This is a genomic window from Microbacterium oleivorans (assembly GCF_001691565.1).
Taxonomy (GTDB): domain Bacteria; phylum Actinomycetota; class Actinomycetes; order Actinomycetales; family Microbacteriaceae; genus Microbacterium; species Microbacterium oleivorans_B.
This window is the reverse complement of sequence record NZ_MAYO01000003.1, coordinates 1,179,239-1,198,380: the sequence shown is the minus strand read 5'-3', so window position 1 is coordinate 1,198,380 and position 19,142 is coordinate 1,179,239. Positions and strand designations below refer to the sequence as shown.

Annotated in this window: 22 protein-coding genes; 18 read left to right on the top strand and 4 right to left on the bottom strand. The window is 69.3% G+C overall.

Features of this window, described 5'->3' with window-relative positions:
* The first annotated feature begins 51 nt into the window (after positions 1-51).
* From BBA86_RS08510 to dapF, 7 genes are read left to right on the top strand one after another with little or no spacing between them, the layout of a single operon-like run.
* Positions 52-972, top strand: coding sequence for an ABC transporter ATP-binding protein (locus BBA86_RS08510; RefSeq protein WP_065571171.1), 921 nt, complete (start codon positions 52-54; stop codon positions 970-972).
* On the top strand, positions 969-1,847 hold the full coding sequence (locus tag BBA86_RS08505; protein WP_065571170.1) for an ABC transporter permease: 879 nt from the start codon (positions 969-971) through the stop codon (positions 1,845-1,847). Before BBA86_RS08510 ends, BBA86_RS08505 begins: the two co-directional genes overlap by 4 nt.
* Before the next feature lie 49 nt (positions 1,848-1,896).
* Positions 1,897-3,450: a tRNA (N6-isopentenyl adenosine(37)-C2)-methylthiotransferase MiaB gene (gene miaB, locus BBA86_RS08500; RefSeq protein WP_065571169.1), complete on the top strand. Its 1,554-nt coding sequence runs from the start codon at positions 1,897-1,899 to the stop codon at positions 3,448-3,450.
* Positions 3,451-3,454: 4 nt separating this feature from the next.
* Positions 3,455-4,375, top strand: coding sequence for a tRNA (adenosine(37)-N6)-dimethylallyltransferase MiaA (gene miaA / locus BBA86_RS08495; protein WP_065571168.1), 921 nt, complete (start codon positions 3,455-3,457; stop codon positions 4,373-4,375).
* A gap of 51 nt (positions 4,376-4,426) precedes the next feature.
* A complete protein-coding gene (locus BBA86_RS08490) occupies positions 4,427-5,281 on the top strand; it encodes an alpha/beta fold hydrolase (protein ID WP_065571167.1) in 855 nt (284 codons plus the stop codon).
* Complete coding sequence (locus BBA86_RS08485) at positions 5,274-5,852, top strand: TetR/AcrR family transcriptional regulator (protein WP_065571166.1); 579 nt, start codon at positions 5,274-5,276, stop codon at positions 5,850-5,852. Before BBA86_RS08490 ends, BBA86_RS08485 begins: the two co-directional genes overlap by 8 nt.
* A gap of 38 nt (positions 5,853-5,890) precedes the next feature.
* A complete protein-coding gene (dapF, locus tag BBA86_RS08480) occupies positions 5,891-6,757 on the top strand; it encodes a diaminopimelate epimerase (RefSeq protein WP_065571165.1) in 867 nt (288 codons plus the stop codon).
* Between the two features lie 6 nt (positions 6,758-6,763).
* Here dapF and BBA86_RS08475 read toward each other — a convergent pair whose 3' ends face one another.
* The gene (locus BBA86_RS08475; protein ID WP_065571164.1) at positions 6,764-7,405 is read right to left on the bottom strand and encodes a class I SAM-dependent methyltransferase; all 642 of its coding nucleotides are present in this window, start codon (positions 7,403-7,405) and stop codon (positions 6,764-6,766) included.
* Positions 7,406-7,687: 282 nt separating this feature from the next.
* On the opposite strand from BBA86_RS08475, the gene hflX reads away from it, so the two are divergent.
* Entirely contained in the window at positions 7,688-8,998 is a 1,311-nt protein-coding gene (hflX, locus tag BBA86_RS08470; RefSeq protein WP_411267698.1) for a GTPase HflX, read from the top strand.
* Positions 8,999-9,003: 5 nt separating this feature from the next.
* Here the strand turns inward: hflX and BBA86_RS08465 are convergent, their stop codons facing one another.
* A complete protein-coding gene (locus tag BBA86_RS08465; protein ID WP_065571162.1) occupies positions 9,004-10,914 on the bottom strand; it encodes a prolyl oligopeptidase family serine peptidase in 1,911 nt (636 codons plus the stop codon).
* 31 nt (positions 10,915-10,945) lie between these two features.
* Positions 10,946-11,611, bottom strand: a complete 666-nt coding sequence (lexA, locus tag BBA86_RS08460) for a transcriptional repressor LexA (RefSeq protein WP_065571161.1) — start codon at positions 11,609-11,611, stop codon at positions 10,946-10,948.
* 305 nt (positions 11,612-11,916) lie between these two features.
* Here lexA and BBA86_RS08455 point away from each other — a divergent pair, with 305 nt between their 5' ends.
* Genes BBA86_RS08455 through BBA86_RS08430 form a run of 6 tightly spaced genes read left to right on the top strand, consistent with a single transcriptional unit; the run spans position 11,917 to position 16,267 of the window.
* Entirely contained in the window at positions 11,917-12,294 is a 378-nt protein-coding gene (locus tag BBA86_RS08455; RefSeq protein ID WP_065571160.1) for a LysM peptidoglycan-binding domain-containing protein, read from the top strand.
* A 26-nt stretch (positions 12,295-12,320) separates the two neighbouring features.
* Entirely contained in the window at positions 12,321-13,394 is a 1,074-nt protein-coding gene (locus BBA86_RS08450; protein ID WP_065571159.1) for a histidinol-phosphate transaminase, read from the top strand.
* A 57-nt stretch (positions 13,395-13,451) separates the two neighbouring features.
* The gene (gene hisB / locus BBA86_RS08445) at positions 13,452-14,063 is read left to right on the top strand and encodes an imidazoleglycerol-phosphate dehydratase HisB (protein ID WP_065571158.1); all 612 of its coding nucleotides are present in this window, start codon (positions 13,452-13,454) and stop codon (positions 14,061-14,063) included.
* Positions 14,060-14,707, top strand: a complete 648-nt coding sequence (gene hisH, locus BBA86_RS08440; protein ID WP_065571157.1) for an imidazole glycerol phosphate synthase subunit HisH — start codon at positions 14,060-14,062, stop codon at positions 14,705-14,707. Before hisB ends, hisH begins: the two co-directional genes overlap by 4 nt.
* Before the next feature lie 50 nt (positions 14,708-14,757).
* Positions 14,758-15,504 (top strand): bifunctional 1-(5-phosphoribosyl)-5-((5-phosphoribosylamino)methylideneamino)imidazole-4-carboxamide isomerase/phosphoribosylanthranilate isomerase PriA, encoded by a 747-nt coding sequence (gene priA, locus BBA86_RS08435; protein ID WP_065571156.1) that lies wholly within the window; start codon positions 14,758-14,760, stop codon positions 15,502-15,504.
* The gene (locus tag BBA86_RS08430; protein WP_065571155.1) at positions 15,488-16,267 is read left to right on the top strand and encodes an SseB family protein; all 780 of its coding nucleotides are present in this window, start codon (positions 15,488-15,490) and stop codon (positions 16,265-16,267) included. The genes priA and BBA86_RS08430 overlap by 17 nt, the downstream gene beginning before the upstream one ends.
* Positions 16,268-16,313: 46 nt before the next feature.
* On the opposite strand, the gene BBA86_RS08425 is transcribed toward BBA86_RS08430, so the two are convergent.
* On the bottom strand, positions 16,314-16,712 hold the full coding sequence (locus BBA86_RS08425; RefSeq protein ID WP_065571154.1) for a DUF1844 domain-containing protein: 399 nt from the start codon (positions 16,710-16,712) through the stop codon (positions 16,314-16,316).
* A gap of 250 nt (positions 16,713-16,962) precedes the next feature.
* Between BBA86_RS08425 and infC the strand changes: the two genes are divergently transcribed.
* From infC to BBA86_RS08405, 4 genes are all read left to right on the top strand, one after another.
* Positions 16,963-17,589 carry a translation initiation factor IF-3 gene (gene infC / locus BBA86_RS08420; RefSeq protein ID WP_091362298.1) on the top strand — a complete coding sequence of 209 codons (627 nt, stop codon included), beginning with the start codon at positions 16,963-16,965 and terminating at the stop codon, positions 17,587-17,589.
* Positions 17,590-17,636: 47 nt separating this feature from the next.
* Positions 17,637-17,831: a 50S ribosomal protein L35 gene (gene rpmI / locus BBA86_RS08415; RefSeq protein WP_018187228.1), complete on the top strand. Its 195-nt coding sequence runs from the start codon at positions 17,637-17,639 to the stop codon at positions 17,829-17,831.
* Positions 17,832-17,861: 30 nt separating this feature from the next.
* A complete protein-coding gene (gene rplT, locus BBA86_RS08410; protein ID WP_064003211.1) occupies positions 17,862-18,242 on the top strand; it encodes a 50S ribosomal protein L20 in 381 nt (126 codons plus the stop codon).
* An 83-nt stretch (positions 18,243-18,325) separates the two neighbouring features.
* Positions 18,326-19,135 carry a TrmH family RNA methyltransferase gene (locus tag BBA86_RS08405; protein WP_065572231.1) on the top strand — a complete coding sequence of 270 codons (810 nt, stop codon included), beginning with the start codon at positions 18,326-18,328 and terminating at the stop codon, positions 19,133-19,135.
* The last annotated feature ends 7 nt before the right edge of the window (positions 19,136-19,142 follow it).

Genomic DNA, 19,142 nt, shown 5'->3' with positions numbered 1-19,142 from the left:
ATCTGACAGACTCGCCCTACGCGCGCCGGGCGCGGCCGGAGGAGTGTGCGCATGATGATCGAGGTCGACGGTCTCGTGAAGTCGTACAAGACCGTCACCGCGGTCGACGGCGTCTCCTTCGCCGTCCCGGACGGCCAGCTGTTCGCCTTCCTCGGTGCGAACGGTGCCGGGAAGTCCACGACGATCGGATGCCTCACGACGCTGCTGAGCGCCGACGCCGGAACCGTCCGCGTCGCGGGCTACGACGTGTCGACGCACAGCGAACGGGTCCGGTCGCGGATCGGTGTCGTCTTCCAACGATCGTTGCTCGATGACGACCTCACCGTTCGGGAGAATCTGGCGCTACGTGCCACACTCTCCCTCATCGACCGTCGGCGCTTCGCCACGAGGCTGGCCGAACTCTCCCTCCTCATCGAACTCGGCGAGTTCCTCGATCGTCCCTATGGGCGGCTGTCGGGCGGACAGCGTCGCCGAGCCGACATCGCGCGGGCGCTCATGCACGAACCGTCGACCCTGTTCCTCGACGAGCCGACGGCAGGGCTCGATCCGGCCAGCCGTGTGGCGGTGTGGAGGGCGATCGATCGGTTGCGATCCGAGCACGGTCTCACCGTCTTCCTGACCACCCATTACATGGCCGAGACGGAAGAGGCGGATCAGGTCACCATCATCGACGCGGGCCGCGTCGTGGCGAGCGGAACGCCCACAGAGCTGCGGGCACGTCACAGTCGCAGCGTCCTCACGGTCACGACGCGCGACCCCGACACGCTGTCCGCTCTCGCCACCCGCGGCGGGCTGAGCTCGAGCCGCGACGGCGACATCCTCACGATCGAGGTCCCCGACGCGCAGACGGCTCGACATCTTCTGACCGATCATGGCGAGGACGTTCTGGACTTCGAGTTCCGGCACGGCCGGATGGACGATGTCTTCCTCGCCCTCACCGGTCGCGGCGAGATGGCCGAGGACGCGGCGTGAACATCATCGCGGCGATCGTGCGCCGCAACCTGACGCTGTTCTTCCGCGACCGGATGAACGTCTTCTTCTCGCTGCTGAGCGGACTCATCCTCTTCCTCCTCTACACGCTCTTCCTGTCGCGGCTGCAAGTCGACGGCCTCGAGCGCACTCTGCCGCGCGCGTCCCGCGGCGAAATCGAGGCGTTCGTCGACAGTTGGATGCTGTCGGGCATCGTCCTGCTCACGACCGTCACCTCGGGGGTCGGCGCGATCTCCGTGTTCGTGGACGATCGCGCCTCGGGACGGTTCGCCGATTTCCTCGTCGCGCCGATCCGTCGATCGCAGCTGGTCCTCGGGTACCTGCTGTCCTCGGTGTCCGTGGCGATCATCATGTCCGGCATCATCCTGGCCCTCACCGTGCTCGAGCTCGGACTGGTCCGCGACACATGGCTCGGTCCTCTCGAGATTCTGCAGGCGAGCGGTGCGATGGTGCTCTGCTGCGTCGCTTTCACCTCCCTCGGAGCCTTCGGCGCCTCCTTCCTCAAGACGACCGGCGCGTACTCCGCGTTCTCCACGGTTGTGGGTACCGTCCTCGGGTTCGTCGCGGGCTCGTACATCCCGGTCGGGTCGCTCCCCGATGGCGTGGCGTCGACCATCAACGCACTCCCGTTCGCCCAGGGAGCCATGCTCCTGCGCCGGCCGTTCACCGATGAGACGATCACCGCTCTCGCCGGCGGTGACAGCGGCGCTGTCAGCGACCTCAAGGAGATCTACGGGATCGATCTCTTCGTCGGTTCGAACATGGTCCCCGTCTGGCTCGCCGTGACAGTGCTCATCGCCGTCGCGGTCACCTTCAGCGCCATCTCGGCCGCCCGCATCCGCTCGCTCCTTCGTTGACGCCACGCGGGGCATCCCGTGGCGAGGCGGCTCGTAGAATGGGCTGATCATGACCAGCCCTTCCGCTGCCCCCACTCTCATCGCCCCGTCCGACGCAGCCGTCGCCGCCGACGGTCACGTCCGCACCTACGAGGTGCGGACGTTCGGGTGCCAGATGAACGTCCACGACTCGGAGCGTCTGTCGGGTTCCCTCGAGTCGGCCGGCTACATCCGCGCCGACGCGGGCGCCGAGGCCGACGTCGTCGTCATCAACACCTGCGCCGTCCGCGACAACGCGGCGGGCAAGCTCTACGGCACCCTCGGACACCTGAAGAGCCGCAAGGACAAGCACGACGGAATGCAGATCGCGGTCGGCGGCTGCCTGGCCCAGATGGACAAGGATGCCGTCCAGCAGAAGGCGCCCTGGGTCGACGTGGTCTTCGGCACCCACAACATGGGGTCCCTCCCGAGCCTGCTCGAGCGCGCCCGACACAACGGCGAGGCGGAGCTCGAAATCCTCGAGTCGCTCGAGGTGTTCCCGTCGACGCTTCCCACCAAGCGCGATTCGGCGCACAGCGGCTGGGTCTCGATCTCGGTCGGCTGCAACAACACCTGCACGTTCTGCATCGTCCCGAGCCTGCGCGGCAAGGAGAAGGACCGTCGTCCCGGCGACATCCTGAACGAGATACGCCTGCTCGTCGACGACGGGGCGATCGAGGTCACGCTGCTCGGCCAGAACGTGAACAGCTACGGCGTCGAATTCGGCGACCGCCAGGCGTTCAGCAAGCTCCTCCGCGCTGCGGGCGAGATCCCGGGACTGGAGCGGATCCGCTTCACGAGCCCGCATCCCGCGGCCTTCACCGACGACGTCATCGACGCGATGGCCGAGACCCCCGCGGTCATGCCGCAGCTGCACATGCCGTTGCAGTCGGGGTCGGACCGAATCCTCAAGGCGATGCGGCGGTCGTACCGCAGCGAGCGGTTCCTCGGCATCCTCGACCGCGTACGCGAGAGGATGCCCCACGCGGCGATCTCGACCGACATCATCGTCGGCTTCCCGGGTGAGACCGACGCGGATTTCGAGGACACGATGAGCGTCGTCGAGCAGGCTCGCTTCGCAGGTGCCTTCACCTTCCAGTACTCGATCCGCGAGGGCACACCCGCCGCCACGATGCCCGACCAGGTCCCGAAGGAGGTCGTCCAGGAGCGGTACAACCGCCTCGTCGCCCTCCAGGAACGGATCTCCCTCGAGGAGAACCAGGCTCAGCTCGGACGCACCGTCGAGGTCCTCGTCTCCACCGGTGAGGGCAAGAAGGATGCCGCGACCCACCGTCTGACCGGCAGGGCCGAGGACAACCGCCTCGTCCACTTCGAGGTCCCCGAGGGGTCCCCGACACCGCGGCCCGGCGACGTGGTCACGACGGTCGTCACGCACGCCGCCCCGTTCCACCTCCTCGCCGACAGCTCGGGCGGCGCGCCGCTGCGCATCCGCCGCACGCGCGCCGGCGACGCGTGGGACCGGGCGCAGGCCGACTCCTGCGGCGTCCCGGCTCCCGCTGGTGACGGTCCGCGCGCTGTGTCGCTCGGCCTCCCGATGATCCGCACCGCGACGCCCGGACTCTGACCTCGTGGGCGCGGAGCGCCTCTGGGCGATCGTCGGGGCGACCGGGACGGGTAAGACCTCGCTGTCGCTGGAGCTCGTCGAGGAGCTCATCCGCGGTGGTCGGCGGGCGGAGATCGTCAACGCCGATGCCATGCAGCTGTACCGCGGCATGGATATCGGGACGGCCAAGCTCCCGGTGTCGGAGCGGCGCGGCATCCCGCATCATCTGTTCGACGAGTTCGACGTGACCGAGGACGTCGCCGTCGCCGTCTACCAGGAGAGAGCGCGCGCGACGATCCGCGACATCTTCGACCGCGGTGCCGACGCGATCCTCGTCGGGGGGTCGGGGCTCTACGTCTCGAGCGTCGTCTTCGACTTCCGCTTCCCGCCCCGTGACCCTGCGCTGCGCGCACGACTCGAGGCGGATCTCGACGAGCTCGGTGCCGAGGTGCTGATCGAGCGGATCCGCCAGGTCGATCCGGGAGCAGCCGACAGGCTCGATCCGCGCAACGGTCGGCGCGTCATCCGGGCTCTCGAGGTGCTCCTCCAAGGGGCGGAGACCCACGGCGCTGCGCTTCCCGAGGTGCCGGTGCTGTGGCATCCCGCCACCGAACTCGTCGGTGTCCACCTGGACCGTGCAGAGCTGGTCGAGCGCCTCGACGAGCGGGTCCGGGCGATGTGGCGGGACGGCCTGCTGGCAGAGGTCGACGGACTCCGGGCCCGGGGCCTCGAGTCCGGTCCGACCGCGCCCCGCGCCATCGGTTACGCGCAGGCGCTCGCTCAGCTGGCGGGCCGCATGGGCGAAGAAGAGGCCGTCGCCGAGACCCAGCTGCTCACGCGCCGGTACGCGCGGCGTCAGGTCTCGTGGTTCAAGAGGTATCCCGGACTCCGATGGGTGGATGCCGGGACTCCCGGCATCCGTCTGCTGGACAGCTTGACAAGCTAAAGCTAATAGCCGTAGCCTTTCGGTATCGAACATGATGCGAAGGAGACGCCGATGGTCGAGAAGATCCAGGTCCAAGGCGGAGAGATCGCGTTCGACGTGACCGGGGAGGGGCCCCTCGTGGTTCTGGCGCACGGGATGGGTGACTCCCGCCGCTCCTATCGCTTCGTGGTTCCGTCTCTTGTCGCGGCAGGATTCCGCGTGGCCAACGTCGACATCCGCGGATGCGGCGAGTCGAGCGCCACGTGGGCGAGCTACGGTCGCAGCGACATCGCCGGCGACCTCCTCGCCGTCATCCGTCACCTGGGCGGGCCTGCGGTCATCGTCGGCCAGTCGATCAGCGGAGGAGCTGCGACGGTCGCCGCCGCCCGCGCCCCCCAGGACGTCGTCGGCGTCGTCGAGCTCGCCCCGTTCACCCGCGCGCAGCGGTTCGACCTGATCGGCCTGATCCGCCACTCCCGTCACCGAAAGGGCATGACGCGCCTGGCGGCCATGATGCTTCGGGGGAGTGTGCCCGCGTGGCTCCGCTACCTCGACCTCGCCATTCCTCAGAAGCCCGCCGACTGGACCGAGGAGCAGGCCCGTACCGCCCGTCACCTCCACGATCCCGCGCGCATGGCCGCGCTCCGGGCCATGGGGCAAACAAGTCCCGCCGATGCGGGGGAACAGCTCCCGCACGTGACCGTGCCGGTCCTCGTGGTGATGGGCACGGCCGACCCGGACTGGGCGGACCCCCGGGCCGAGGGAGAAGGGGTCATCGCCGCGCTCCAGCCCGGCATCGGTCGGCTGGCGGTCATCGACGGGGCCGGGCACTATCCGCACGTCGAACGGCCGAGCGAGGTCGTCGAGCTCACCGTCCCGTTCCTGAGATCGGCCTTCTCGATCGAGACGGGAGCGGCCGGTGCCTAGGGCGGGCCTCGATGTCGACGCGGTGACGCGTGCGGCAGCCGACCTGATCGACGAGCAGGGGCTCCCGGCCCTCACGATGACGGCGCTGGCGGAGCGGGTGGGCGTCCGTCCGCCCTCGCTCTACAAGCACGTCCCGGGCGGACTCGTCGAGCTCATCCATCGGGTGGCGACCCTCGCCGCGCGGGACCTCGCGGAGGTGTTCCGCCTGGCGCTGTCGGAACACCGGGGTGCACCCGCGCTCGCCGACGTGGCCGTCGCGTTCCGGCGCTACGCGCAGGCGCACCCCGGGCGATACGCGGCGACCGCCGCTGCCGAGCCGTCCGCTGATGACGACCCGCTCGCTCTCGCGCTCCGCGACAGCCTCGACGCTCTCGGGGGAGTGTTCGACAGCTACGGTCTGCCGAGAGGGGAGCACGTCCACGCCATCCGCATGCTCCGGAGCGTCCTCCACGGGTTCGCCGTCCTGGATGCCGCGCACGGCTTCCGGATGGACGTCGATGTCGAGGAGAGCGTTGCGTGGTCATTGGATCTCATGGACGTGGGGCTCCGGAGTGCGCGACCCTCGTCCTGACCGGCGAAGCGGCATCCACCCGCGCCTAGACTGAGCGGGTGTCGACGATCGCATTCACGAAGGGCCACGGGACGGGCAACGACTTCGTCGTGGTCGCCGACCCTGACGGCTCGCTGCACCTGACCGGCGAGCAGATCGCCGCACTGACCGATCGACGCTTCGGGATCGGAGCCGACGGGCTGCTGCGGGTCGTCCGGTCGACGGCCATCGACGCGGGTGCAGAGACTCCCGACGCCGAGTGGTTCATGGACTACCGCAACGCCGACGGCTCCGTCGCCGAGATGTGCGGCAACGGCGTCCGCGTCTTCGTGAAGTACCTCCTGAGCGCGGGATATGCGACGCTGGGCGCCGGCGAGACCCTGCGCATCGGCACGCGAGCGGGAACGAAGACCGTCACGCTCGCCGACAACGGCTTCGAAGTCGACCTCGGTCTGTGGCGTCCGACCTCCGACGAGGTCCTCGTACGCGCCCACGGTCTGAAGATCGCGCGCCCGGGCCTCGGCATCGACGTCGGGAACCCCCACGTCGTCGTCGCCCTCTCGAGCATCGCCGAACTCGACGGGCTCGATCTGACCGTTCAGCCCATTCTCGACCCCGTACCGGCGGCCGGCGCGAACGTCGAGTTCGTCGTGCCCGAAGAGCCCCTCATCACCGATGGTGTCGGCGCGATCCGGATGCGCGTGTTCGAGCGCGGCGTCGGTGAGACGCTCTCGTGCGGGACCGGGGTCGCGGCATCCGCCTTGGCCGTCCGGCACTGGGCGGGCGCCGGCGCGCCGGATCGGTGGACCGTGGATGTCCCCGGCGGGCGCCTCGGGGTGCGCGTCGTGCGGACGGATGCCGGTGAACGCGTCCTGCTCTCCGGCCCCGCATCGCTCGTGTTCTCGGGTGAGATCGCGCTCGCCTGACGCCGTTCAGGGAAGGGTGATCGTCCCCGTCGCGGGCGTGCCGTGGCGGCGGACCTTCAGCACTCGGAATCCCCGCCCGGTCGCCGCCCGCGTGACGGTGTAGCCGCGATCGAGGGATGCCGCGAGCCACCGCTGCAGCGAATCGGAACCGAGGTTCCGCTGCACGACCAGCCAGGCGTCACTGCGCTCCGCCAGTCGGGGGATCCACGTCTGCAGGAGTCCGTGCAGCACGTCTTTACCGACGCGGATGGGCGGATTGGAGCGAATGGTGCGGAAGGCGAGATCGCTCGGAACATCCTCGGGCAGCACGGCGTTGACATTGTCGAGGCCGAGTTCCGCGGCGTTGCGGCGGACGAGGTCGAGTGCTCGTTCGTTGACGTCGACGGCCCAGACCGTCGCATGAGGTGCGTCGATGGCGAGCGACAGCGCGATGGGGCCCCAGCCGCATCCGAGGTCCAAGAGATGACCGCCCGCCGGGGGCGGGGGAGTGTTCGCCAGAAGCACCGACGTTCCGCCATCCACGTGGTCGGGACTGAACACCCCGCCCGCCGTCGTCACCTCGACGTCGCGACCGGCGAGGGACACACGGATGCGGCGGAGATTCTCGGAGCTGGACGGGGACGCGCTGAAGTAATGATCGCTCCCCATGCGACGAGCGTAGCGGAGGCGGTACGAGCCGCGGGAAGCTAGAGTGCACGGATGGCCGCGAGGCCGCGAAAGGAACACATGACAGACACCACCACCCCTGCCACGACGGACGAGCCGGTGGACCCGGTCGACCGCGTGCTCGCGCGAGCAGAGTCGCGTTCGGGGGTGCGCGTGTTCGGCGCCGCACAGGCGCTGCAGGACGAGAGCACCGTCGCCTACGGCGACACGGACGGCGACCAGTGGGACCGCGAAGAGCGCGCGGCGCTCCGCCGCGTCCCCGGGCTGTCCACCGAGCTCGAGGACGTCACCGAGGTCGAGTACCGCCAGCTGCGGCTGGAGAACGTCGTCCTCGTGGGCGTCTACCCGCAGGGATCGACGGAGGATGCCGAGAACTCGCTGCGCGAGCTCGCCGCGCTCGCCGAGACCGCCGGTGCCGTCGTCCTCGACGGCGTGCTCCAGCGTCGTCCGCATCCTGACCCCGCGACCTACATCGGCCGTGGCAAGGCGGCGGAGCTCCGCGACCTCGTCGTCGCCGTGGGAGCCGACACTGTCATCGCCGACACCGAGCTCGCACCCAGCCAGCGCCGCGCCCTCGAGGACGTCGTTAAGGTCAAGGTGATCGACCGGACCACCGTCATCCTCGATATCTTCAGCCAGCACGCGAAGAGCCGTGAAGGCAAGGCGCAGGTCGAACTCGCACAGCTCGAGTACCTCCTCCCGCGCCTGCGCGGCTGGGGTGACTCGATGAGCCGACAGGCCGGTGGCCAGGTCGGCGCGGGCGGTGCCGGCATGGGGTCGCGTGGTCCTGGTGAGACGAAGATCGAGCTCGACCGCCGACGCATCCGCACACGGATGGCCATGCTGCGGCGCCAGATCCGCGACTACAAGCCCGCCCGAGAGGCCAAGCGCGCTGAACGCAAGCGCAACACGATCCCGTCGGTCGCGATCGCCGGGTACACGAATGCCGGCAAGTCGAGCCTGCTCAACAAGCTGACGAGCGCGGGCGTCCTCGTCGAGAACGCCCTGTTCGCGACGCTGGATGCCACCGTCCGTCGCGCGCAGGCGGCCGACGGACGGGTCTACACGCTCACCGACACCGTCGGGTTCGTCCGCAACCTCCCGCACCAGTTGGTCGAGGCGTTCCGGTCGACGCTCGAGGAGGTCGGCGACGCGGACGTCATCGTGCACGTCGTCGACGGCTCGCACCCCGACCCCGCCGCACAGCTGGCGACCGTCCGCGACGTCATGGGCGATGTGGGGGCGCGATCGACGAATGAGATCGTCGTCTTCAACAAGGCCGACCTGATCGATCCGGATACGCGCCTCGTGCTGCGCGGCCTCGAGCCGAAGGCGCACTTCGTCTCGTCCCGCACCGGCGAAGGCATCGTCGAGCTGCGTGCGACGATCGAGGACGCCCTGCCTCTGCCGGCCGTCGAGGTCCACGCGCTCGTCCCGTACGACCGTGGTGACCTCGTCAGCGCGGTCCACGAATCCGGTCATATCCTGTCCACCCGTCACGAGGAGGGCGGTACGGCCGTCCACGCCCACGTATCGGAGCGGCTGGCTGCGGAACTCGCGCCCTACGCGCGCTGACGACCTCAGCTGAGCGCGATCGCGGGGACTCCGGGGGTCTCGAAGCCGAACACCTGACCGAGGAAGGCCAGCTCGGATTCGAGCGCGTGCACGACGGTCTCCGCTCGTCGGAACCCGTGCCCCTCGCCGTCGTACAGGACGTAGGCGTGGGGCACGCCGCGTTCGGCGAGGGCATCCCGGATGGCGTCCGCCTGCGTCGGCGGCACGACCGCGTCGTCCGTTCCCTGCAGGAGCAGCACCGGCACGCGGAAGCCCTCCGTGTGGCTGAGCGGTGATCGCTCCAGGTACAACGCCTCCGCCGCGGGGAGCGGCCCGATGAGACCGTCGAGGTAGCGGGCCTCGAAGTCATGGGTGTCGGTGGCGAGCAGGCGGGCGTCGCCGACGCCGTAGCGGGAGATCCCCGCGGCGAAGACGTCGGTGCCGACGAGGGCCGCCAGCACGGTCCAACCGCCGGCCGAGCTTCCCGCGATCGCCAGGCGCGCGGCATCCGCTCGACCCTCTGCGGCGAGGCCGGATGCCGCGGCCGCGACGTCGTCGCGATCCACCACACCCCACTGACCGCGGAGCCGGTCGCGGTACTCCCGCCCGTAGCCGGTCGAGCCGCCGTAGTTCACCTCGACGACGCCGATGCCCCGGCTCGTGAAAAAGGTGATCCTGCTGTCGGCAACGCCCCCGACGTGGGCGGTCGGCCCGCCGTGCACGAGGGCGATGTAGGGCGGCAGTTCACCCTCGGGGGCCGTGTGGTCGGGGTTGGTCGGCGGGTGGTCGAAGGCGTGCACCTCGCCGTGGCGACCGCGCACGGTGAACGGCCGCGCCGGCGGCATCCATTCGTCGCCGAGTGCCGAGCGCGAGCCCACGACCAGCGTCACGTCGCTTTCACCGTCGAGCTGCCAGATCCCGGTGACCCCGGGTGCCATCCCCGACACGAGCACGCGGGATCCGCGGACGTCCTCGACCACCGCGCGCGAGCGGACGGGGATGCCGGTAGCTCGGACGGCCCCGCCGGGGTCGATGCGTACCACCTCGTCGGCCCCGTGCGTCCGGACCGCGACGATGTCGCCGTCCTGCAGGAGTGCGTACCACCGGACACCGAGAACCCACAGCCCGCCGCCGGTGTCGGCGTCCGCCGGCGCGACGGGCTCCGCGGGCGGATCGGATGCCGCGTCCCGCCGCCAGAGGTTCCACCGACCGGCGTAGGGCCCGCCCACCGGGTCGTCGACGTAGACGAGCCGACCGGATGCATCCCACTCGGGTTGCAGCGCCGCGGTATCGCCCGACGTGACCGAGCGCCAGGTCGTCACGACGCCGTCGGCGACATCGCCGACCCGGACCTGCGTGCGATCCCAGGGCATGTCGGGGTGGTCCCACGCAACCCAGGCGAGTTGCGTACCGTCTGCGGACAGCGCCGGTTGCGCGACGAAGTCGCTCCCCGCGACGATCTCGCGCACGTCGCCGCCGTCGAGGGGGATGGACACGATCGAACGCCGCGGAACGGGACTGCCGTCGTGCACTTCGCGGATCGCGAGCAGCGCACCGTGCTGCCACCGCAGGCCGCCGTGCCGGGCCTGCGGGTCGTCGGGGGTGAGCGCCGTCGGCTCTTCGCCGATCTTCAGGGCCCAAACGCGCTGATCGGACTTCTCGACGAAGAAGAGCCGACCGCCCTCATCGGTCGTCCAGGATCCGCCGCCGTACTCGTGCACGCGGGAGCGTGCGCTCCACGGGGAGGGGAGGAGATCCTCGACCTCACCGTCGACCGAGCGCCTGACGGACGAGCGGCCGCCCTGATCGGGCAGTGACTCACCCCACCAGACCTCGTCGCCGACGAAGCGCGCGCCGTCGTAGCGGGCCGAGGCGGTCGAAGCGTCCGCAGCCGACAGGGGTGAGATCCACGAACCGTACGGAGCGATCGTCGTCATGCCCTCACGCTACGCGGTGGCGTCCTCGGGATCACACGGCGCGGAGTACCGCGACGACCTTGCCGAGCACGACGGCATCGTCGCCGAGGATCGGTTCGAAGGCGGAGTTGCGGGGGAGGAGCCACGTGTGTCCGTCGCGCTGGCGGAAGGTCTTGACCGTGGCTTCGCCGTCGAGCATCGCCGCGACGATCTCGCCGTTGGACGCGTCCGCCTGCGAACGCACGACGACCCAGTCGCCGTCGCAGATCGCCGCGTCGATCATCGAATCACCCGACACCTTCAACATGAACAAGTCGCCCTTGCCGACGAGCTGACGGGGCAGGGGGAAGATCTCCTCCACCTGCTGCTCGGCGGTGATCGGTATTCCGGCTGCGATGCGCCCGACCAGCGGGACCATCGCGGCGTCGCCCACGGTAGGTGCCGTGTCGGCCGGGTTCTCGCCGGCGGCGCCCGGGAGGTCGATGAGGACCTCCATCGCGCGGGTCTTGCCGGGATCGCGACGGAGGTAGCCGCTCAGCTCGAGCTGGTTGAGCTGGTGCGTGACGCTCGAGAGCGATTTCAGGCCGACCGCGTCGCCGATCTCCCGCATGCTCGGCGGATACCCGTACCGAGCGATCGACCGTTGGATCACCTCGAGGATCGCGAGCTGCTTGTCGCTCAGGCTCTTTCGCCGACGCGTCTGCGGCTTGTCGCTCATGTCGTTCCTTTCACGGTCCCGCGTCCCCGCCGATCCCCGGCGTCGGACGTCGAGCCGGGGGCACTCGCCTTCGAATGTCGGAGGTTGGTGATGGGCTCTGGTCATCGAAACCGTATCCGGTGTCGATGAGATCGGGCCGCAGCCGACCGCGTGTCGTCTTCGATCGATCTGCGGATAACCGCTCCCTTGACAGTGTACGAATATCGAAGATAGATTCGGAAGAGAACTTCGCACCCGCTCGTCCCGGCCGACGGGCGGGGGCGAAGATCTCATCTGACCGGGGTCGCCCCGAGGAGGAGGACACCATGAACTCGAACACCACCATCACCCCCGCATCCGCCCGCCCCGTCGTCCGCACGCGTCTGCGGCTCACGACGCGCGGTCGTCGTGTCATCGCGACGTTCGCGGCGCTGCCGGCTGTCGTGGCGCTGGGTGTCGGCATCCTCTCCAGCGGTGGCGCGCTCGCCAGCGGCGATGCGGGGTCTGCAGCAGGGACGTTCGAGACGGTCACGGTGCACCCGGGCGACTCGCTCTGGACGATCGCGCGGGACGTCGCTCCCGACAGCGATCCCCGTGACGTCATCGACGACATCGTGCGCCTGAACGCCTTGCCTTCGTCGGTGGTCGACGCGGGGCAGTCGCTCGCCATCCCGACCAGCTACACCGCCCTGGCGGCCGAGTAGTCGGCGCGACGTCTTACGATGGCGGGGTGAGTGCGAGTCTCGACGACCTACCCCTTCGCGACGACCTGCGCGGGCAGATCCCTTACGGGGCTCCGCAGGCGTCACTCCCCGTGACGCTGAACGTCAACGAGAACACCCACCCGGTTCCCGAGGACGTCGCGGACGACATCCTCGATGCGGTCGCGCAGGCGCTCCGAGACATCAACCGGTACCCCGACCGCGAGTTCACCGGACTGCGTGAAGGATTCGCCGAGTACCTGGGGCACGGCCTTCAGGCGGAGCAGATCTGGGCGGCGAACGGCTCGAACGAGGTGCTGCATCACCTCCTCCAGGCTTTCGCGGGGCCTGGGCGGACGGCCTTCGGCTTCACGCCCACCTATTCGATGTACCCCCTCCTCACGGGCGCGACCGGTGCGACCTACGTGAGCGGTACGCGTGGCGAGGACTTCACGCTCACGGCCTCGGACGCCGCGGAACAGATCGACCGAGCACAGCCCGACGTCGTGTTCCTCTGTGCGCCGAACAACCCGACCGGCACGCCGCTGCGCCTCGACGTCATCGAGGCCGTCTACGAGGCGTCGCGAGGTATCGTCATCGTCGACGAGGCGTACCAGGAGTTCGCCCCGCGCGACGAGCCGTCCGCCCTCGCGCTCCTGCCTGGGCGCGAGCGTCTGGTCGTGTCGCGGACGATGAGCAAGGCGTTCGCCTTCGCCGGTGCGCGCGTCGGTTATCTCGCCGCCGACCCGGCGGTCATCGACGCTCTCCGGCTCGTCCGCCTGCCATACCACCTGAGCGCGCTCACGCAGGCGGCCGCGACCGCGGCTCTCCGGCACGCGCCGACCATGCTGGGGATGGTGGACGACATCGTCGCCCAGCGCAACCGCATCTCGGCGACGCTCTCCGCGCTCGGCTATTCGCCCTACGAGAGCTGGTCGAACTTCGTCCTCTTCGGCGGGGTGAAGGATCCGCAGGCGACCTGGGAGGGTCTGTACGAACGCGGCATCCTGGTCCGTGACGTCGGTCTGCCGCACACACTGCGGGTGTCTGCCGGAAGCGAAGAGGAGTCGACGGCGTTCCTCGAAGCGCTCGCGTCGCTCTGAGTCCCACCGCGTCGTCACGCGGGCGGGACGGATGCCGGGCGTCGATAGACTCGGTGCATGAGCACCCCCGCGCCCCGCACCGCCGCCGTCCGGCGTGCGACCAGCGAGTCGACGATCGACCTCGAGCTGGATCTCGACGGCACCGGCCGCAGCACGATCGAGACGACTGTTCCCTTCTTCGACCACCTGCTCACGGCTTTCGCCAAGCACTCGCTCATCGACCTCACCGTCCGTGCGAGCGGGGACACCCACATCGACGCCCACCACACCGTCGAGGACACGGCGATCGTGTTGGGGCAGGCCATCCGTCAGGCGCTCGGCGACAAGGCGGGCATCTCGCGCTACGGCGACGCTCTCGTTCCGCTCGATGAGGCGCTCGCGCAAGCGGTCGTCGACATCAGCGGCCGGCCCTACCTCGTCCACACGGGCGAACCCGAGGGCTACGAGTTCCACCTCATCGGCGGCCACTTCACCGGCTCGCTCGTGCGCCACACCTTCGAGGCCATCGCCTTCCACGCCGGCCTGACCGTTCACATCACGCTGGTCGCCGGACGCGATCCGCACCACATCGCCGAAGCGGAGTACAAGGCGTTCGCCCGCGCGTTCCGCCAGGCGAAGGCGATCGACCCGCTCGTTCAGGGCATCCCGAGCACGAAGGGCGCCCTGTGACGTCAGCGCCGGTGGTCGCGGTCCTCGACTATGGATCGGGCAACGTCCACTCCGCGGTCAAGGCGCTCGTCGAGGCGGGGGCGGACGCTCGGCTGACGAAGGACCGTGGGCTGATCGCCGACGCCGCCGGCCTCCTCGTCCCGGGTGTCGGCGCCTTCTCCGCCGTCATGTCTGCGCTCCGCGCGAGCCGGGGCGACGAGCTGATCGGTCGTCGCCTGGCGGGAGGAATGCCGGTCCTCGGCATCTGCGTCGGGATGCAAGTCATGTTCGAGCTCGGCGTCGAGCGCGGCGTGGACACGCAGGGTCTGGGGGAGTGGCCGGGGTCGGTCACCGAGCTCCAGGCTCCTGTCCTCCCTCACATGGGGTGGAACACGGTCCGCACCGGGGCAGGATCGACGCTGTTCGCGGGTCTCGAGGACGAGCGGTTCTACTTCGTCCACTCCTACGGGGCGCAGGACTGGACACTCGACGTCATCAAGCCGTTCCGCGAACCGGTGCTGACCTGGTGCGACTACGGGCGGCCGTTCCTCGCCGCCGTCGAGAACGGTCCTCTCTCGGCCACGCAGTTCCACCCCGAGAAGTCGGGGGCTGCCGGCATCCGCCTGCTCTCGAACTGGATCTCCTCGCTCCCCGCGTCGGAGTAACCTGTCCCCTTGTGCGCGCGCCCGGCGAGCACACCGTCCCATCCGGAGCCATGAACGAATTCGCATCCACGCCCGAACTGACCCTGCTGCCCGCTGTGGACGTCGCCGACGGTAAAGCCGTCCGACTGACGCAGGGTGAGGCCGGCACCGAGACGAGCTACGGCGATCCCGTCGATGCTGCGCAGGAGTGGGCGCGACAGGGTGCGGAGTGGATCCACCTCGTGGACCTCGACGCCGCTTTCGGTCGCGGCTCCAACGCGTCCCTCATGCGCAAGGTCATCAAGTCGCTCCGCGGTGTGAAGGTCGAGCTCTCCGGCGGCATCCGTGACGACGAGTCGCTCGACGCCGCCCTCGACTCGGGTGCGACCCGTATCAACCTCGGCACTGCGGCGCTCGAGAACCCCGAGTGGGCGGCCGACGTCATCCTCCGCTACGGCGAGGCGATCGCGGTCGGACTCGACGTGCGCGGCACGACCCTCGCCGCGCGGGGCTGGACCCGCGACGGCGGCGATCTCTGGCAGGTCCTCGACCGTCTCGAGGACGCCGGCTGCAGCCGCTACGTGCTGACCGATGTGACGAAGGACGGCACCCTGCAGGGTCCGAACATCGAGCTGCTGCGCGAGGTCGCCGTGCGTACGGACAAGCCCGTCGTCGCCTCGGGCGGCATCTCGAGCCTCGACGACATCGTCGCTCTGCGCGAACTCGTGCCGCTCGGAGTCGAGGGTGCGATCGTGGGCAAGGCTCTCTACGCCGGCGCGTTCACGCTGGCCGAGGCGCTGGATGTCGCCGGACACTGACCCTCACTCCGGCCACGCAGCCGACTCGGCGGGCGTCCCCTGGGAGGGGCGCAGCTTCCAGGCCAATCCGCACAGCGGCGACGACGGGAGTGCCGATCCGGCCCTCCTCGCCGCGCTGACTGCGTTCCACGCCGGCGAAGGATCGGCGGATGCCGTCGTCGACGCCTACCGTGAGGCTCGCCTGCTCATCCCTCTCGTCGCGGAGAAGGGCGAGGAGGGTGTCGGGCCGACGGGGCTGAAGGTCGACAAGACGCAAGAGCTGTCGATCGTGACGGTCGCGGCTCCCGACGGACGACGTGTGCTCCCCGTGTTCACGTCGGTCGCGACCATGTCTCAATGGGATGCCGCTGCCCGCCCGGTCCCCGCCGACGGCGTCCGTACCGCGTTGTCTGCGGCGGCCGACGACACCGACCTCATCGTCATCGACCCGGGCAGCGACACGGAATTCGTCCTCCGCCGCCCCGCCGTCTGGGCGATCGGGCAGGGGCAGGCGTGGGAGCCGCCGCACGTGTCGCCAGACGTCTTCGCCGGGCTTCAGGAGTCCATCGGCACCGAACTCGGCGTCCTCGACCTGTCGGTGTCGTCAGGCGATCCGCACTCGCGTCTGCGCGGTCCCGAGCTCGTCGTCAGTCTGCACCTCGTCGACGGTCTCGACCAGGCGGCACTCGACGCCATCCTCCAGCGCCTCGCGTCGAGATGGGCGACCGACGACCGTGTCGCGGTCCTCGTGGACTCGCTGACGGTCAAGCTCGTCCGCGCCTGACGAAGACGAAGGGGGATGCCGCTCGGCATCCCCCTTCGCATCGGTGTCAGTTGACGGGTCCGGTCCACTTCTCGCCGGGTCCCTTACCGATGGGGTCGGGGATCGACGACGCCTCGCGGAAGGCGAGCTGCAGCGTGCGCAGCCCGTCGCGGAGCGAGCGGGCGTGCATGTCGCTCACCTCGGGGGCGGCGGCGGTGATCAGGCCCGCGAGGGCATTGATCAGCTTGCGGGCCTCGTCGAGGTCCTTCTGCTGGTCGGGGTCGTCCGCGAGGCCGAGCTTGACGGCGGCGGCGCTCATGAGGTGGACCGATGTCGTCGTGATCACCTCGACCGCGGGGACGTCGGCGATGTCTCGGGTGGCGGACTGTGCGACCCGTTCCTGCTCGTCCCAACGCGAGAGGCGCTGGGGGTCGTGATCGCTGTGGTCGGCCGGAATAGTGCTCACGTGCTGCTCTCTGCTAGACTTCTGCGGGCACCGGAGTGTTCTGCTCCGTGTCGAAAGAGGATCACATCCCACCCGCGCTTGCCGCTCCAGGCTACCGGGTCTCGCACTCCGCCTCGCTCGTCGAGGTTGTCCAGGGTGCAGAACAGAACGCCGATGCATGCATCGTGCGGGGTGGACGTGACGATCTTCCGCCCGGCGACACATTTTCCGTGTCACCGGAGGCCGTCCATCGCACGAAGAGGAGTTCCGCATCAGCGATCCCCGCACCAATGACCGCATCCGCGTCCCCGAGGTCCGCCTCGTCGGACCCGCGGGTGAACAGGTCGGCGTCGTCCGCATCGAGGTGGCCATGCGCCTGGCCCAGGAGGCCGACCTCGATCTCGTCGAGGTAGCCCCGAACTCGAAGCCCCCCGTGGTCAAGATCATGGATTACGGCAAGTTCAAGTACGAGGCTGCGCAGAAGGCCAAGGAAGCGCGGCGCAATCAGGCGAACACCGTCCTCAAGGAGGTCCGGTTCCGTCTGAAGATCGAGGCGCACGACTACATAACCAAACTCAAGCGCGCGGAGGGGTTCCTCCAGGCGGGCGACAAGGTGAAGGCGATGATCCTCTTCCGCGGTCGCGAGCAGTCGCGTCCCGAGCAGGGTGTCCGCCTCCTCCGCAAGTTCGCCGAGGATGTGGCCGAGTTCGGCACCGTGGAGTCCAACCCCACGATCGACGGCCGCAACATGGTGATGGTGGTAGCCCCTCACAAGAACAAGTCCGAGGTCAAGACCGAGCAGAACGCCGTTCGCGCGGCGTCGAAGCAGGCGGCGCGCGATGCGCGCGGTGGACAGGCCGACGACGAACAGACCCCCGCTTCCGCTCCGGCGGAGTAAGCGCACCACAGACTCCCGTCCGCGGGATCCCCAACGAAGGAAGAGATATGCCGAAGCAGAAGACCCACTCGGGTGCCAAGAAGCGTTTCAAGGTCACCGGCAGCGGCAAGCTGATGAAGCAGCAGGCCAACCTGCGCCACAACCTCGAGGGCAAGGCGACCCGTCGCACGCGCCGCCTCGACCAGGAGCAGGTCCTGGCCAAGGGTGACGCCAAGGTCGCCAAGAAGCTCCTCGGCATCTGATCGCCGACGCAGATTTAGGAAGTAGAAGAAATGGCTAGAGTCAAGCGGGCTGTCAACGCCCACAAGAAGCGTCGCGTCATCCTCGAGCGCGCCTCCGGTTACCGCGGACAGCGTTCGCGCCTGTACCGCAAGGCGAAGGAGCAGGTCACCCACTCGCTCGTCTACGCGTACCGCGACCGTCGCAAGCGCAAGGGCGACTTCCGCCGCCTCTGGATCCAGCGCATCAACGCCGCCGCTCGCCAGAACGGCATCACGTACAACCGCTTCATCCAGGGCCTCGGCCTCGCGGGTGTCCAGGTCGACCGTCGTATGCTCGCTGAGCTCGCGGTGAACGAGCCCGCCGTCTTCGCGTCGCTCGTCGCGACCGCCAAGGCCGCGCTGCCGGCTGACGTCAACGCCCCCAAGGCCTGATCGCGTCACCTTCTGAGAAAGGGCGCCCTCTTCGGAGGGCGCCCTTTCGCATGCCCGCCGTACCCGCGCCCTACACTGAGAACGTGCTCGAGAACCCCCGATCGCCGCGTGTCCGCGCCGTTGCGAAGCTGACCAAGCGCGCAGCCCGTCAAGAGACCGGGCTCTACCTGCTCGAAGGTCCGCAGGCCGCACGTGAGGCCCTCGTGTGGCGGCCCGACACCCTCGTCGAGCTGTACGCGACCCCGTCGGCATGGGAGAAGCACCAGGACATTCGCGATGCGGCATCCGATGCGGACGTCGACGTCGAGTTCGCGAGCGAGGCAGTCATCGAAGCGATGGCCGACACCGTCACCCCGCAGGGGATCATCGCCGTGGCTCGCCAGGTGCCGACATCGGTGCGCGACATCTTCGCCGATGATCCGAAGCTCATCGTCATCTGCGAAGAGGTGCGGGACCCCGGCAATCTCGGCACGATCATCCGAGCAGCGGATGCCGTCGGTGCCGACGCGGTCATCCTCACCGGCAGGACGGTCGATCCCTTCAACCCCAAGGTCGTCCGCGCGACGACCGGTTCGCTCTTCCACCTTCCGGTGTCCGTCGGTATCGAACTGGCTGATGCCGCGGGCCGTGCCCGCTCGGCCGGGCTGCGGATCGTTGCCGCCGACGTCGGGGGAGAGGACTTCGTCGACCACCGTGCGACGCTCTCCGAACCGACGGCCTGGGTCTTCGGCAACGAGGCACGAGGGCTCGATGATGAGGCCCTCGCCCTCGTCGACCTGTCGCTCCGACTCCCGATCTACGGCCGGGCGGAGTCGCTGAACCTTGCGACGGCGGCGAGCGTGTGTCTCTACGAGTCCGCCTTCGCGCAGCGCGCCGGCAACGACTCCGAATGATTACGGA